Source organism: Pantoea sp. (assembly GCF_032114055.1).
Lineage (GTDB): Bacteria > Pseudomonadota > Gammaproteobacteria > Enterobacterales > Enterobacteriaceae > Pantoea.
This window is the reverse complement of record NZ_DAMCTB010000011.1, coordinates 52,349-66,566: the sequence shown is the minus strand read 5'-3', so window position 1 is coordinate 66,566 and position 14,218 is coordinate 52,349. Positions and strand designations below refer to the sequence as shown.

General features: G+C 57.4%; 13 protein-coding genes. 2 read left to right on the top strand and 11 right to left on the bottom strand.

From position 1 onward, the window contains the following. Positions 1 to 28: 28 nt before the first annotated feature. From RT657_RS16665 to rfaD, 8 genes are all read right to left on the bottom strand, one after another. Positions 29 to 1,162 carry a glycosyltransferase family 4 protein gene (locus RT657_RS16665; RefSeq protein ID WP_313655801.1) on the bottom strand — a complete coding sequence of 378 codons (1,134 nt, stop codon included), beginning with the start codon at positions 1,160 to 1,162 and terminating at the stop codon, positions 29 to 31. After that, complete coding sequence (gene rfaQ / locus RT657_RS16660; protein ID WP_313655800.1) at positions 1,155 to 2,231, bottom strand: putative lipopolysaccharide heptosyltransferase III; 1,077 nt, start codon at positions 2,229 to 2,231, stop codon at positions 1,155 to 1,157. Before rfaQ ends, RT657_RS16665 begins: the two co-directional genes overlap by 8 nt. Positions 2,232 to 2,304: 73 nt before the next feature. Next, the gene (locus tag RT657_RS16655) at positions 2,305 to 3,291 is read right to left on the bottom strand and encodes a glycosyltransferase (RefSeq protein WP_313655798.1); all 987 of its coding nucleotides are present in this window, start codon (positions 3,289 to 3,291) and stop codon (positions 2,305 to 2,307) included. A 232-nt stretch (positions 3,292 to 3,523) separates the two neighbouring features. Then, a complete protein-coding gene (locus RT657_RS16650; RefSeq protein ID WP_313655797.1) occupies positions 3,524 to 4,528 on the bottom strand; it encodes a glycosyltransferase family 8 protein in 1,005 nt (334 codons plus the stop codon). Between the two features lie 9 nt (positions 4,529 to 4,537). Next, a complete protein-coding gene (locus RT657_RS16645) occupies positions 4,538 to 5,614 on the bottom strand; it encodes a glycosyltransferase family 9 protein (RefSeq protein ID WP_313655796.1) in 1,077 nt (358 codons plus the stop codon). Beyond that, a complete protein-coding gene (rfaC, locus tag RT657_RS16640; RefSeq protein ID WP_313655795.1) occupies positions 5,611 to 6,588 on the bottom strand; it encodes a lipopolysaccharide heptosyltransferase RfaC in 978 nt (325 codons plus the stop codon). The genes RT657_RS16645 and rfaC overlap by 4 nt, the downstream gene beginning before the upstream one ends. Beyond that, positions 6,576 to 7,631: an ADP-heptose--LPS heptosyltransferase RfaF gene (gene rfaF, locus RT657_RS16635; RefSeq protein WP_313655794.1), complete on the bottom strand. Its 1,056-nt coding sequence runs from the start codon at positions 7,629 to 7,631 to the stop codon at positions 6,576 to 6,578. Before rfaF ends, rfaC begins: the two co-directional genes overlap by 13 nt. A gap of 17 nt (positions 7,632 to 7,648) precedes the next feature. Next, positions 7,649 to 8,581: an ADP-glyceromanno-heptose 6-epimerase gene (gene rfaD, locus RT657_RS16630; RefSeq protein WP_313655792.1), complete on the bottom strand. Its 933-nt coding sequence runs from the start codon at positions 8,579 to 8,581 to the stop codon at positions 7,649 to 7,651. A 230-nt stretch (positions 8,582 to 8,811) separates the two neighbouring features. Here rfaD and RT657_RS16625 point away from each other — a divergent pair, with 230 nt between their 5' ends. Both RT657_RS16625 and tdh read left to right on the top strand, forming a co-directional pair. Then, positions 8,812 to 10,008, top strand: a complete 1,197-nt coding sequence (locus tag RT657_RS16625; protein WP_313655790.1) for a glycine C-acetyltransferase — start codon at positions 8,812 to 8,814, stop codon at positions 10,006 to 10,008. Between the two features lie 10 nt (positions 10,009 to 10,018). Continuing rightward, positions 10,019 to 11,047, top strand: a complete 1,029-nt coding sequence (tdh, locus tag RT657_RS16620; RefSeq protein WP_313655788.1) for an L-threonine 3-dehydrogenase — start codon at positions 10,019 to 10,021, stop codon at positions 11,045 to 11,047. Positions 11,048 to 11,075: 28 nt separating this feature from the next. On the opposite strand, the gene RT657_RS16615 is transcribed toward tdh, so the two are convergent. From RT657_RS16615 to RT657_RS16605, 3 genes are all read right to left on the bottom strand, one after another. After that, positions 11,076 to 11,987: a hypothetical protein gene (locus RT657_RS16615; RefSeq protein ID WP_313655787.1), complete on the bottom strand. Its 912-nt coding sequence runs from the start codon at positions 11,985 to 11,987 to the stop codon at positions 11,076 to 11,078. Then, on the bottom strand, positions 11,980 to 13,209 hold the full coding sequence (locus tag RT657_RS16610; protein WP_313655785.1) for a glycosyltransferase: 1,230 nt from the start codon (positions 13,207 to 13,209) through the stop codon (positions 11,980 to 11,982). Before RT657_RS16610 ends, RT657_RS16615 begins: the two co-directional genes overlap by 8 nt. 104 nt (positions 13,210 to 13,313) lie before the next feature. Further along, positions 13,314 to 14,216, bottom strand: coding sequence for a divergent polysaccharide deacetylase family protein (locus tag RT657_RS16605; RefSeq protein ID WP_313655784.1), 903 nt, complete (start codon positions 14,214 to 14,216; stop codon positions 13,314 to 13,316). Between the last annotated feature and the right edge of the window lie 2 nt (positions 14,217 to 14,218).

The following is a 14,218-nucleotide window of genomic DNA, read 5'->3' as shown; positions in this document are numbered from 1 at the left end:
AAACCCCGCATGCACTCATCCCGGATTGTCAGTTGCTGCCCAGTACCTGCTGATAAAGCGACGTCAGCGCCTGCGCCAGTCGCGACGGGCCGTAAGGTTCAATTTTCCGCCGCGCGGCGTCGCCCATTCGGGAATCGCGGGAAAGTGCAGGTATGGCGTTCACCGCCTGATTTAACCCGTTGATATCCAAAGCATCACAGACAAATCCTTCCTGACCTGCGGTGATAAATTCGGCGCCACCGCAGCCGGTGCTGGTAATCACCGGTAAGCCGCAGGCCATCGCCTCCAGCACCACATTCGGGAAGGGATCGTAGAGCGTCGGCAGCAGCAGGCCATCCGCCGCGTGATAAAACGGCTGTACATCCTGCTGGACGCCAACAAAGCGCAGGCGATCCAGGCAGTTGAGTTGCCTGGCCAGCTGCTGATAGCGTGACAGTTGCTTATCCTGACCCACCACGATCAGATAGCGATCGCTGGCGGCCAGCGCCTGAATCGCCGCTTTTAGCCCTTTACGTTCAAAGCCGGAGCCGACATAAATCAGTACGGTGGCGTCAGCGGGCAGCGTCAGCTGCTGGCGAATCGTATGACGCGCTGCGTCTGTGGCGGGCTGGAAACGGCTGGCGTCGATGGCGTTGTGAATCACATGGATCCTGCTGGCATCAAGCGAGAAACAGCGCAGGATATCGCGCTTCACCATTTCTGAATTGCAGATCACCGCTTTCAGCGTCGGCGAGTTAAACATCTCTGCTTCCGCCTGCAGAACGTAGCGGTGGTAAGGACTGAGAACTGCACTCAGCCGTTGCCAGGGCGAGACGATGCGGGCGCGCTGTTCCAGCCAGACGCGATGAACGCCATCCCCTGCGCGGAAAATGTCACAGCCAGCAATGCGCTCATGGCTTTGCACAATATCGAACTGCTCCCGCTCCCAGCAGGCGCGGGCGGCGCGGGCAAAACCGCGCTCACGCGAGATGCGGCCCAGCTTTGCAGGATTACAGATATGCAGATGCCAGTCGGGGTTGGGTGTGCCCTGCCAGCTGCGGGTAATGATGTTGAGGTCGAGCTGTTCGCTACCCAGCGCCTCCAGGGCGCGTGAGATAAACCGCTCGGCTCCGCCATCCGGCCGGTATTTCTGCCGGACGATCGCCAGCCGTAACTTACTCATTCAGGTAACTCCTCGCGGCCGCGACCACATCCTCTATTGGGATTGCCGACAGATAGCGCTGGTCAGTGCGGGTGTCGATAGAATCGGGTGAGGGCAGCGGGCCATAATCGCCCGCCCAGATGACATGGTTGTTGTCACCCCAGGGCCGCCAGTGCTGCAGTTTGGTCGGACCAAACAGCGCAATACAGGGCGTCTTCAGCGCGGCGGCCATGTGCATCGGGGCGGAGTCGACACCAATAAACAGCCGGGCGTGCTCAATCAGCGCGGCCAGCTGCGGCAGCGTGAACTGACCCGCCAGTGACACCACATCCGGCGACGCACAGAGGGCCCGGATGCGGTTAATCATGGCCAGCTCCTGCTTATCCGGTCCGGCGGTCAGCACGACCTTCCGGCCTGGCTGCGCCAGTTGTTCGATCGTGGCGGCCACGCTCTCCTCTTCCCAGCATTTAAAGCCCCAGCGAGAGGTCGGCTGCACCACGATATAGGAGCCGGTTACCCGATGCTCCGCCAGGCGGGCCTGCACGATCTGCCGGTCTGCGTCGCTGTAGTGCATCGACACGCGTGCGCCATCGCTGCTGATGCCCAGGGGCGCCAGCGCCGACATATTCTGCTCAACGGTGTGCAGTTTGCTGTGATTGTGCGTGGGAACCAGGCAGTTATGACACCCTCGCCACAGGGCATTGTCCCGCTTTTTAAAGGCGAACCCGATGCGAACGGGCGCCCCGGAGAAGCGGGTAATCAGAGCTGCGCGCCACTGATCGGCCAGATTAATCACCAGGTCATACTGCGCATTACGGATGGCGCGGATCAGGTCCCGCTCATGGCCCAGCTTGCGCCAGGTGCCTTCCTGCTTCCATTTACGATCGATAACGTGCAAATGGCGGATAGCCGGATGGGCCTCCAGCATCGGACGCGTTTCCTGATAGAGCAGCACGTCGATGCTGGCCTGCGGATACCGCGCCCGCAGCGCATTGATAGCAGGCGTGGTGAGCAGCATGTCACCGTGATGGCGCAGCTTAATCAGTAAGATATTTTTTGGCGAGATGTTTGCTGGAGTCAGGCTGGCCATAAACAAGAGTTCTCAGAGTTCAGTGAACCGATTGTAGGGCAAACGCTTTTTAGGATAAAGCCAGCCTGGGCGGTTATTTAGCCCGCCACCGATAGAGCCTGCCCAGCCACAACAGTAACTGATACCACTGTTTGATGCCCCGGGCATTACGCAGCATGCGCAGATGCGTCCGGCTGGCGAAGAGATCCGCAATGATGGCCTGGCGGGCCTGTTCATCGGGCTCCCGTCTTACACTGTGGCACACGCTGAGCGCCTCATGGGTCACCTGATAGTGAAACGACGGGTAGATTCTCACGCGGTCCTGATAGCGGGTATTAAGCTCTTCCAGCAGTCGGGCAATTTTCAGGTAGTGACGCTGATATTCCACGTTGCGCGCGCCTGTCCGTTTGCGGTTACTGATCGAGGCGTCATGCATATAGTAGCGATAGAGCACCGCATCGGTATAACGCACGCGATTGGCCAGCAGCATAAATTCGGTGGTCCAGGGGATATCCTGATGATGCAGCCCAGGCTCAAACTGCAACTGATGCTGCTCAATCAGCGCCCGGCGATAGATGCCCAGCCAGACCACATGCATATAGCGGTGGGTTTTCAGCGCGGTATTGAGCCAGTCGGCGCCGTTCAGCACTGGCGTGCTGCGCAGGCGATCCAGCGGAATCAGCGGCTTTACCCGCTGGCTGTGTTTGAAAAACCACTCGGCGTTGCACTGCGCCGCATCCAGATTATCCGCTTCTGCCATCGTCACCAGCGTCTGATACATTCCGGGCTGCTGGGTGTCGTCGGCGTCCGGGAAGGTGACATATTTCCCGCGTGCAATCGCCAGTCCGGCATTCCGGGCGCGTGATACCCCACCATTTTCCTGATGAATCACACGAATGTGAGAGTGCAGTTTTGCATAGTCGTCGGCGCGTTCGCCTGAGCCGTCGGTAGAACCATCATCGACGATAATAATTTCCAGCGAGGTCAGGGTCTGCGCCAGCAGTGACTGCATGAACGCATCAAACATGCTGCCCGCGTTGTACATCGGGGTAATGATACTCAGCAGAGGAGAAGTACTCATGACACTCTCTGCACCTGCGTGGTATTCACTGCGAAAGGGCGTTGCTTCGTCATAAATCATGTCCGGATCAGCAGAATGAAAACAGGAGTGCCGCGATTATAGAACGGACGGGCCTGCCTGCTTTATTAAAAAGCCACGCACGCCCTTCAGAAGGTGTTACATGCGTTTTTTTTAAGCAGCCGGGTGGCGCAGGCCGACCGCGCATAACGCCAGCGGCCTGCCCGTGCTGGCGTTATGGCTGACGCGGATGAAAAAACTTAAGCCTGACATATTTCATCATCCAGCTCATGCTTTCAGCATACTGTTTCTGATGCCACTTTATGCGCGCAAACCGCTTTATCTCTTTGTAATGCTTAGGTGCATCAAGCGGCTGTGTAGCCCATGGCGAACGCTGGTAATAACTGAAGTAGAGACGGGAAAGATCGCTGCCTCCCCAGGCGTGCCAGGGTTTACATTTACCGGTGTAGTGAATCATCACGGTGTCGTCGGGTACGCCAGAGTCGTCCCAGACTTTGTTGGCAATGATGTCATAGATATGGTTATAACGATCCGGCAGGATCAGCGTCTCCTCCTCCAGCACAATATTCAGTGCATCCTGGTCGGGGAAACCAAACCCGGCTCCCCGCGTTACCAGCACGTCAGTGATACGGGTGGTGGTCTGCCTGTCGAGCCAGCGCGGAATATTGATCAGCATAAAGCCGGAGTTGAAATAGTGATGATGCGTCAGCCCCAGCCGTGCGCACTGGTTCTGCCGCGCCCGCGGCGTGTCATTGCAGGCTGCCAGCGTGTAATCCGTGATATCCAGCGTGAACAGGGGAGAGTAATCCCCGACGACCAGGGTGTCGGCATCGATATAGATCACCCGATCGCTATAGTGCGCCACGGTTTCCGGGATCAGGAAGCGGTAGTGAATGCTTTTGGGATAGCGTCCCACCGCAGGCAGTTGATCAACCCAGGCGCTGTTGAAGATATGCAGCGTAATCGCCAGGCGATGACCGGTCGCCAGCGCGCGCAGTTTTTCCACATCCTCTTCGCGCAGTGAATCGGAAAAAATGTGGGCGTGGAAAGCGGTATCGGGATGATGGCAAAGAAGTGAAAACAGCGTAATGCCCAGACCACGCGCGTAGGCATGGTTGATGCCAAACGCAACATGAACCGGATTATCATCCATATCAGCAAGCGTGTTCACCAGCAGCTGACTTTGCTGTACGGCACCAGCAAGAGGGGTAATGGCCATTACGCTTCACTATTCCAGATTATGAGTAATAAACGTTTGTATTCTAGCCAGTTTATCGGCATCCAGCCCGAATAATTTTTCAGCCGGCTGATCAAACTTAAAACGCGTGGCAAAAACGAACGTCGAAGCAGCAATATTATCGGGTCCGATAAACAACACATTGTTAACCGGGCGCTGTTCTCTGATTTCACAGGGTCCGTAAAGCATGATCACCGGAACCTGCTGCGCGTCGGCGATATACGCATTGCCAGAGTCCGAAGAAATGTAGAAATCCATCTGTGCGATAGCCCACGGCACCGCTTCCAGCCTGAGCTCACCAATCAGGCTGACGATATTCTCTTTCGGCCCGGTCAGGCTCAGTAATTCATCCAGCCACGGCTGCTCAGCGGGCGGACCAAAGACATAGAAGGTGCAGGGCAGGTCAGACAGCGAGGCCATCAGCTGCTGCCAGATGGTGGCCGGAATGGTTTTAGCCCGGTTACCGGCAGAGATGCTGATGCCGATTTTAATACCGCTGCGCGGGTTCAGCAACGCGGCGGGCGGCGCAGGCGGCTGCCAGAGCGGTGAGGTCGCATGCTTGGGGAAATCGGTATGGCGATAGTCGCGGTTGATGAGCTTGAGGTAGCTGTCGAGCGTTAAATCCGTTTTCGTATGTTCGACAATGCCACTGGCCCGGCGATAAAAGGTCGAATGGTAAGATTTGCGCACATAGGTACGTAGAAACTGCCGGTTGGGCGCATTGCATAACGCGGCAAAAAACAGGTTCACGCTGTTTGGCTGCACCAGATAGACGTTGTCATAGCGGTTCATCAGGGTGAACGCCAGCTTCAGTTTGGCAAAAAAGCTGCGCTTCGCCTCTTCGATCAGAAAATAGCGGCTGACCGTGTCGTCATGACGGACCAGCGGCTCCACCGCTTTACTGATCAGCAGCTCAGACTGACCCAGCGCGCGCAGCATCGGGGTGATATTGATAAAGTCCCCAATCTTCGCCGTCTGGATAATTAAGCTGCGTCCGGTCGGGCGATAAAACAGTCGCATCAGCGCCCGGAAAGGCAGCAACAACAGATAGATCAGCACATAGTTCATGGCGTATTTTCCGTAATAACGGCCCGCACCCTCTCTGCGACCGTGTCGGCCGTCAGCTCCGCCAGATTATGGTTCGGGGCGCTCAGAGCCTGCTGATTCTGCCCGTAACCGCCAATCAGTCCGGGATCGGTCGGGCCATACAGCGTGAGGTTTGGGCGATCCAGCGCCGCGGTCAGATGGCTCAGACCGGTATCGACGGAGACCACCGCCTGGGCACCCGCCAGCTGTCGGGCGACCGCCTCCAGCGTCAGTTTTGGCAACACCTCAACATGCGCGAACCCTTCTGCCAGGCGCAGCGCACGCTGATGCTCATGCTCAGCACCCCACGGCAGTTTTATCCGCAGCCCGCTGGGCTGCATCAGGGCAATCAGCTGGCGCCAGTGGGATTCGGGCCAGTGCTTATTATCCCGCGTCGTGGCATGCAGAAAGACCAGGTAATGGTGCGCGTCGGCGGGCAGATCATGCAGGAAGTGCCCGGCGATCGCATAGTCGCCCTGCTGCTGCGGCTTTTCATAGCCGAGGCTTTTGGCGAACAGTTCGCGCGTCCGCTCTACCGCGTGCTGCCGCTTGCTCACCTCATGGCGGACGTCATACCACCAGCTGGCAAAAGGCTCACGCGCGCTGCGGCTGTCCTGCCCATGTTTCACCCCTTTGGATAAGCGGGTCACCAGCGCGGCACTTTTAATCAGCCCCTGCGCATCGATCACGATATCGTACTGCCGTGACTGTAACGCGCGCTTAAACAGCACGCGCTCTTCACGCTGCTGGCTGCCAAACCAGTGTTTGCGCCAGCGCCGGATGGCGACCGGCAGCACCCTGTCGACCGCCGGATGCCAGCCAGGGATCTGGGCAAAATTCTCTTCCACCACCCAGTCGAAACGGATGCCGGGGATGGCATGCATCGCATCGGTCAGCGCCGGGAGGGAGTGCAGCACATCGCCCATCGACGACGTTTTTACGATCAGGACGTGCATGACACCTCCTGAGGCGCGAGCAACTCGCTCAGCGTCTGGTGGACGCGCTCTGGCTGGATATCGATCAGGCTCTGATGGTAACCCTGTTCGGCATCACCTTTGCGCACTTTGTGGTAGCCGGTGATCAGGCGAATAATGCGCGCCTGACGCGCCAGCGGCGGCGTAAAGTCCGGACTGCTGGGTCCATAGAGCGCCACCAGCGGGCGGTCCAGCGCCGCGGCAATGTGCATCAGGCCGGAGTCATTGCTGACCACAGCGCGACAGCGCGCCAGCAGAATGACCGCCTGCTCCAGCTGGGTTTCACCCGCCAGATTACGACAGTGACTGCGCGCCTCTTCAGGCAGCGCCGCAATAATCTCTTCGCCGGTCGGGCGATCTTTGCCTGAGCCAAACAGCACGATCTGGAAGCCTTCCGCAATCAGCTGACGGGCCAGCGCGGCGTAGTGATAGTGCGGCCAGCGTTTGGCCGGGCCAAATTCAGCACCCGGGCAAAAACCGATGATCGGGCGGGTCGCGGCGAGCCGGAACTGAGCGGCCGTTTCACACATCTCCTGCTCACCGACCTGCAGTTTTGGCCACAGCAGCGGCTGTGGCAGCTGGGCCGCCGAGGCAACGGGTGTGTCGTAGCCCAGCGCAACATAACGCTCAACCATCAGCGGAAAAGCTGCCTTGTCGAGTACCCGTATATCGTTCAGCAGGCCGTAGCGCATCTCACCACGCCAGCCGACACGGCGTCTGATGCCAGCAAAAAAGGGCACCAGCGCCGATTTGAAGGAGTTAGGCAGCACATAGGCCCGGTCGTAATGACTGGCGCGCAGCATTTTTCCCAGCCGGCGACGCTCGCCAATTTCCAGCGCGCCATGACCGAGCGGCATGGCCAGCGCCTGATTGACCTCCGGCATGCGTGACAGTAGCGGACGGCACCAGGCCGGTGCCATCACATCGATCACCGCATCGGGATGTTCGGCTTTGAGGGTGCGATAGAGACTTTGCGACATCATCATATCGCCGACCCACGACGGGCCGATTACCAGAATTTTCATCGCCGGAGCAGCTTCCTTTATGCGTTGCGATTCAGCCAGACCATATATTCAGCGACGCCCTGCGCCACCGTTTTAAAGGGTTTGTCATAGCCGGCAGCACGCAATTTTGTGAGATCGGCCTGGGTATAGGCCTGATAACGGCCTTTGAGTTTTTCCGGGAACGGGATGTACTCGATCTGACCTTTCTGATGGAAATTCAGCACGGCGTCAGCCACTTCCTGGAAGGACTCGGCGCGGCCTGTGCCACAGTTATAGATGCCGGAGATACTATTTTCCCAGCACCACAGATTCACTTCGGCCACATCATCGACATGGATAAAGTCGCGCTTAAAGCCATCGCTGCCTTCGAACAGTTTTGGATTTTCACCGTTGCTGATCTGGGTGTTCAGATGGAAAGCCACGCTTGCCATGCTGCCTTTATGGCCTTCGCGCGGACCATAGACGTTGAAATAGCGGAAGCCGCACACCGGCGAATTCGCTTCCGGCAGCATCTGACGGACATAGTGGTCGAACAGCATTTTGGAGTAGCCGTAAACATTCAGCGGCTGCTCATACTGACGCGCTTCGATGAAATGGTCGTTGCGTCCGCCGTAGGTCGCCGCAGAAGAGGCGTAGAGGAAAGGGATCTCGCGCTCAAGGCAGAAGTGCAGCAGCTCTTTGGAGTACTGATAGTTGTTCTCCATCATGTACTTGCCATCCCACTCGGTGGTGGCGGAGCAGGCGCCCTCGTGGAAAACGGCTTCGATCGGGCCTAAATCGTCGCCCGCCATTACGCTGATCAGAAACTCTTCTTTATCCATGTAATCGACGATATCAAGATCGACTAAATTGGCAAACTTGGTGCCATCCTTCAGATTATCCACCACCAGAATATCGGTGTGACCGCGTTTGTTCAGCGCTTTGACGATGTTGCTGCCAATCATGCCCGCGCCGCCAGTTACGATAATCATGTTGTTACCTTCAATGTTGTAGGGTGAAACAGGAGGTTTCACGCACCAATACCTCACATCATAACATTTCATCAGAGTGCAGGCAGCCAGATGACTCTGTAACGCTTTGTATGGATCTCCTCGCGGCGTGAACTATGCTGCAAAAATGACATTCTGTTGGGCGTTTTGTCGTGAAGATGCGGCCTGTTCAGTAAGATATGCCAGATTTTTGCCATCTCAGGAGAGCAATGATGTCTGCGCAATTTTATCAACAACTTCGTCAGCAGCTTGATGATACACGTCAGGAAGGACTGTTTAAGCAGGAGCGGATCATCACCTCCGCCCAGCAGACGGCGATCGCGGTAGGCGGCGACCCGGCAGTGATTAACTTCTGCGCTAATAACTATTTAGGGCTGGCCAACCATCCGGCGCTGATTCAGGCGGCGAAAGAGGGGATGGATTCGCACGGTTTTGGCATGGCATCAGTGCGCTTTATCTGCGGCACGCAGGACAGTCATAAGCAGCTGGAGAAGCGGCTGGCAGAGTTTCTCGGCATGGAAGATGCCATCCTCTACTCCTCCTGTTTCGACGCCAACGGCGGTCTGTTTGAAACGCTGCTGGATGCGCAGGATGCCGTGATCTCTGATGCGCTGAATCATGCCTCTATCATCGACGGTGTCCGGTTGTGCAAAGCGCAGCGTTACCGCTACGCCAATAACGATATGACCGGGCTGCGCACGGCGCTGCAGACGGCGCGTGACAATGGCGCGCGCCATATTCTGATTGCTACCGATGGCGTCTTCTCCATGGATGGCGTGATCGCTAATCTGCCCGCAATCTGCGATCTGGCTGATGAGTTCTCTGCGCTGGTCATGGTCGATGACTCTCATGCGGTGGGCTTTGTCGGGAATGGCGGACGCGGCACCCATGAATATTGCGACGTAATGGGCCGGGTCGACATCATCACCGGCACGCTGGGTAAGGCGCTGGGCGGCGCATCCGGCGGCTATACGGCCGGGAAAGCCGACGTGGTGGAGTGGCTGCGCCAGCGCTCCCGTCCCTATCTGTTCTCCAATTCGCTGGCACCCGCCATTGTTGCCGCCTCGCTGCGGGTGCTGGATCTGCTCAGCGACGGCGACGGGCTGCGTCAGCGCCTGTGGGACAACGCGCGCTTCTTTCGCGAGCAGATGACGGCAGCAGGCTTTACCCTGGCCGGGGCCGATCACGCGATTATCCCGGTGATGCTGGGAGAGGCCCGTGTCGCCCAGGAGTTTGCCCGCCTGCTGCAACAGGAGGGTATCTACGTGACCGGGTTCTTCTATCCGGTGGTGCCGAAGGGTCAGGCACGCATTCGCACCCAAATCTCTGCGGCGCACACTCAGCAGCAGCTGGAGCGTGCGGTAGCGGCCTTTACCCGCATCGGCAAACAACTGGGCGTCATCGCCTGAGGAGTCGGTTATGAAAGCACTCGCCAAACTGAAGAAGGAAGCGGGCATCTGGATGGTGAACGATGCGCCGGTGCCTGAGCCAGGGCACAACGATCTGCTGATTAAGATCCGTAAGACCGCCATCTGCGGAACCGATGTACATATCTACAACTGGGATGACTGGTCGCGTAAAACCATTCCGGTGCCGATGATCGTCGGTCATGAATATGTGGGTGAGGTGGTCGCTATCGGGCAGGAGGTAAAGGGCTTCACTGTTGGCGATCGGGTGTCGGGCGAGGGGCACATCACCTGCGGACATTGCCGCAACTGCCGTGCCGGACGCACGCATCTCTGCCGGAACAGCGTCGGAGTCGGCGTAAATCGCCAGGGCTGCTTTGCGGAATATCTGGTTATCCCGGCGTTTAACGCATTTAAAATTCCTGACAACATTTCCGACGAGCTGGCGGCCATTTTCGATCCGTTCGGCAACGCGGTACATACGGCGCTCTCCTTCGACCTGGTCGGTGAGGATGTGCTGATATCCGGTGCGGGCCCGATTGGGATCATGGCTGCCGCCATCTGTCGCCACGTTGGCGCACGCAACGTGGTGATCACGGATATCAACGAATACCGTCTGGAGCTGGCGCGAAAGATGGGGGTCACCCGCGCGGTCAATGTGGCGCATGAAGATCTGCGTGATGTGATGCACGCGCTGGGCATGACCGAAGGCTTTGATGTCGGGCTGGAGATGTCTGGCGCGCCGCCTGCTTTCCGTGCACTGCTGGCGGTGATGAATCACGGTGGACGGATTGCCCTGCTCGGCATCCCACCGGGTGAAATGGCGATCGACTGGAATCAGGTGATCTTCAAGGGGCTCTTTATCAAAGGGATTTATGGCCGGGAAATGTTTGAAACCTGGTACAAAATGGCGGCGCTAATCCAGTCCGGTCTCGATTTAACGCCAGTCATTACCCATCGTTACGGAATTGACGATTTCCAGCAGGGCTTTGATGAGATGCGTTCAGGGCGCTCAGGAAAAGTGATACTGAACTGGGACTAACGCAGCGGCCACCGGGGCGGCCGCCTGCTCAGCGCTGCTTCTTCTCTTCGTCGGTCAGGTAACGCACTTTGCGCGTGTAATCCTGACCTTTGAAGTGCAGCGGCTGTTGCGGATCAGCAAGGTATTTCTGCCACTCTGACAGCGGGAAGCCGCCATGCGCGCCCACCACGTCGGGCGGGATGACCGCCGACTGGCCGCCAATTTTTTTCGAAACCGGCCAGTTAGCCCACTCGCCCAGGTTGACGGTTTTGATATCCAGCATGTCCAGCAATACCGCAAGCGGCAGCTGGTCGGTTGGCGGCTGGCTATCGTTCATCAGATTCCAGGTGTCATTAAACAGCGTCAGCCACAGCGGTGAAATGCGCTGCCAGACTTCGCGGGTGGCCGCCAGGTAAGCGCCGTTAACATGATCGACCAGATAAGGCCGGACGCTGTGCGGGTAGTAAGCCGGGATCGCCTCTGCCGGTGCTTCAGCCAGCTTGGCAATCATTTTTCCCTGCCGGAAGCTGGAGTAGAGATGACCCGGCTTCATCATGATCTCTGGCATCTTAAGCAGATTAAGGTCGGAATCGATCATCAGAATGCCGTCGCCTACTGCCTGCAGAGGAGCCTGCAGCTTAATTAACCGGCTGCGGTAGATCTGTTTGTAGCGATAGGAGGCTTCCCGGTGCGGAACATCCAGCGTCACCACACGGGTTTTCGCCGGCAGGCTGCCAAAGGCGTGGGCGGGCTGATCGCTGACAATCACAATCTCGTTTGCCTGTGTGGCAAAGCGCGCTGCAAAATCGGCGCTGAGCAGCGCCTCTTCGATATAGTCCGCGCCGGTACAGGGAATGACGACAGAGGTGACCGGCACCGTCCCCTGTACTTCCTGATTCGGGTAGGGCAGGTTATGGCGCGCTCTGATGTGGCGATAACGGGGATTTAAAAAGTTAAGCATGAGGTTTCTTTCTGGAGACGCTCTGTAAGATATTCTCGACACCGCTGATATAGGTTTCAATGGCGTACTGTTCACGGACGCGTTTCGCTGCCGCATTGATCAGGCGTTGACGCAAATCCGCATCCTGCCACAGCGCGGTAAGCTGCTGAGTCAGCTGCACCACGTTGCCATAATCAAACAGCAACCCGGTTTCGTCATGACTGATCAATTCGGCAGTGCCAACGACGCGTGAGCCGACGACGGCGGTGTTCACCAGCATCGCTTCCAGCACCACCCGGGGTAAGCCTTCGCTGCGAGAGGCAAGAATAAAGGTATCAAAGGCGGTGAGGTAATCCAGCGCATTGTTCTGGAAGCCCGTAAAGACCACGTGATGCTGAATATTCTCGGCAGTCGCCAGTTGCAGCAGGTGCTGCAGTTCCGGACCTGCGCCAACAATCACCATTTTCCAGTCGGCCTGAGGATTGGCGCGTTTAAAACGGCCCAGCGCCTGCAGAATGTGGTGGTTAGATTTGCGCAGTATCAGGGAGCCGATGGAGCCAAAGACAAACGTTGACGGTGACAGTTTTAAGCGCTGGCGTACCTCAGGACGGTCAGGTAGCGGCTGGTGGATATCGATAGCGTTACTGACGGTAAAACAGCGTTCTGCATCAATACCGTGGCTGCGCAGTGTCTTACTGACGCCCTGAGAAACGGCGATCACCGCCTGACAACGCTGATTCACCAGGCTGACCAGTCGCGGCTCCAGTACCGGATCGATGCGGCAGTGCTGCACCACCGCGACATCCAGACTGCGCGCCGCCAGATAACCCTCGATATTGGTACTGGGCTGATTATTCATGTAGAGCGTGTCAAACTTTCCCAGCTGCAGCAATGAATGAATTTTGCTGGCATTGGGGATAATCCGCCAGCGCGTGTCGATCTCATCAATAGCGCGCTTTTTGACTTTTTTATTGAAAAACAGCAGGGCGCGCGCGGCTTCTTTAACAAATTTTGCCCAGCGGGGCTGTCTGATTTGCGGAATGAAAAAGACCGGAATAGCCAGGGCATTGAGAGCAGACTCAATGGTTTCATCGTTGCCACGGCTGTAGTTATGATAAAAACAGCAGGTGATATCAAACTTCTGACGATCGATACGTTTCAGCAGCTCCAGCATACTGTTGGTGCCGCCGCCCCACTCTCTGCCGTTATCCAGCAGCAGGATTTTTTGTTTATTAATCGTCATCCCTATCACTGTTCCCGCACAGCCCGTTATCACCCGACCCGGGATTATAGTAATTTCTGCGCATAAATGAATGCTAAGCCTGGGACTTAGCATTCATAGTACATTCAGAACAGATTTTTCAGCGTCCTGAAGAGCGGGCTGTTGTTCACGCTCTCGCCAATCACCGTTAAGGCACGGGTCGCCGGAACCGGGGCCAGCGGCTGCCCTGGCTTACACAGCCCCGCAGGCCGGAAGCGTGGCGTCGTGGGTCTGGCCGGCGCCAGCGGCCTCCGGGACCCGGCGTGGAGGGATTCATTCAGCAGCTGGCTGGGGCGAACCAGCGTGATGTCGGCGGGCAGGGTGGGCAGCATCTGCTGCAGGACCCGCACAGTGGCGGGGTGGGGATGACCAATGGCAATGGCATATCCGTCGCGCTGCGCCAGCTTCACCGCCCGGCTGAACTGCTGACGGATAGCGTTGCTGTCCTGGCTGTCATCAAGAAACACCCGGCGTTTTAATACTCTGACCTGCGTTCCCTGCGCAGCCGGTATGGCCTGACTGTTGGCAATGGTCATGCTGTCGAGAAAGTAGAGATTGTAGTGGTTCAGCGCCTGCATCACCTTCTGCATACCTGGCAGGCTTGACGTCATTCTGCTGCCCATGTGGTTGTTCAGACCAACCGCATAGGGCACGTTGTTCACCGCGTTACGCATGATACGCGCCACCTCGTCGCTGCTCATCTCTGGCGTCAGCGTATCTTTTTCCAGCGGCTGTTTACTCAGCGGCGCCATCGGCAGGTGGATCAGGACCTCATGCCCGCCCTGATGCGCGCGGGTGGCCATCTCGTGGGCATGCGGTGCATTGGGTAACACCGCCACCGAAATGGCCTGCGGCATCTGCAGAACTTTGTTTTCTTCGGCAGGACGATAGCCAAAATCATCAATGACAATGGCCAGTTTACCCGCCTGCGCAACGCAGCTGAACAGCAGCACACTTAACAGAACGGAGAGTTTTCGACGTTGCAGCAAAA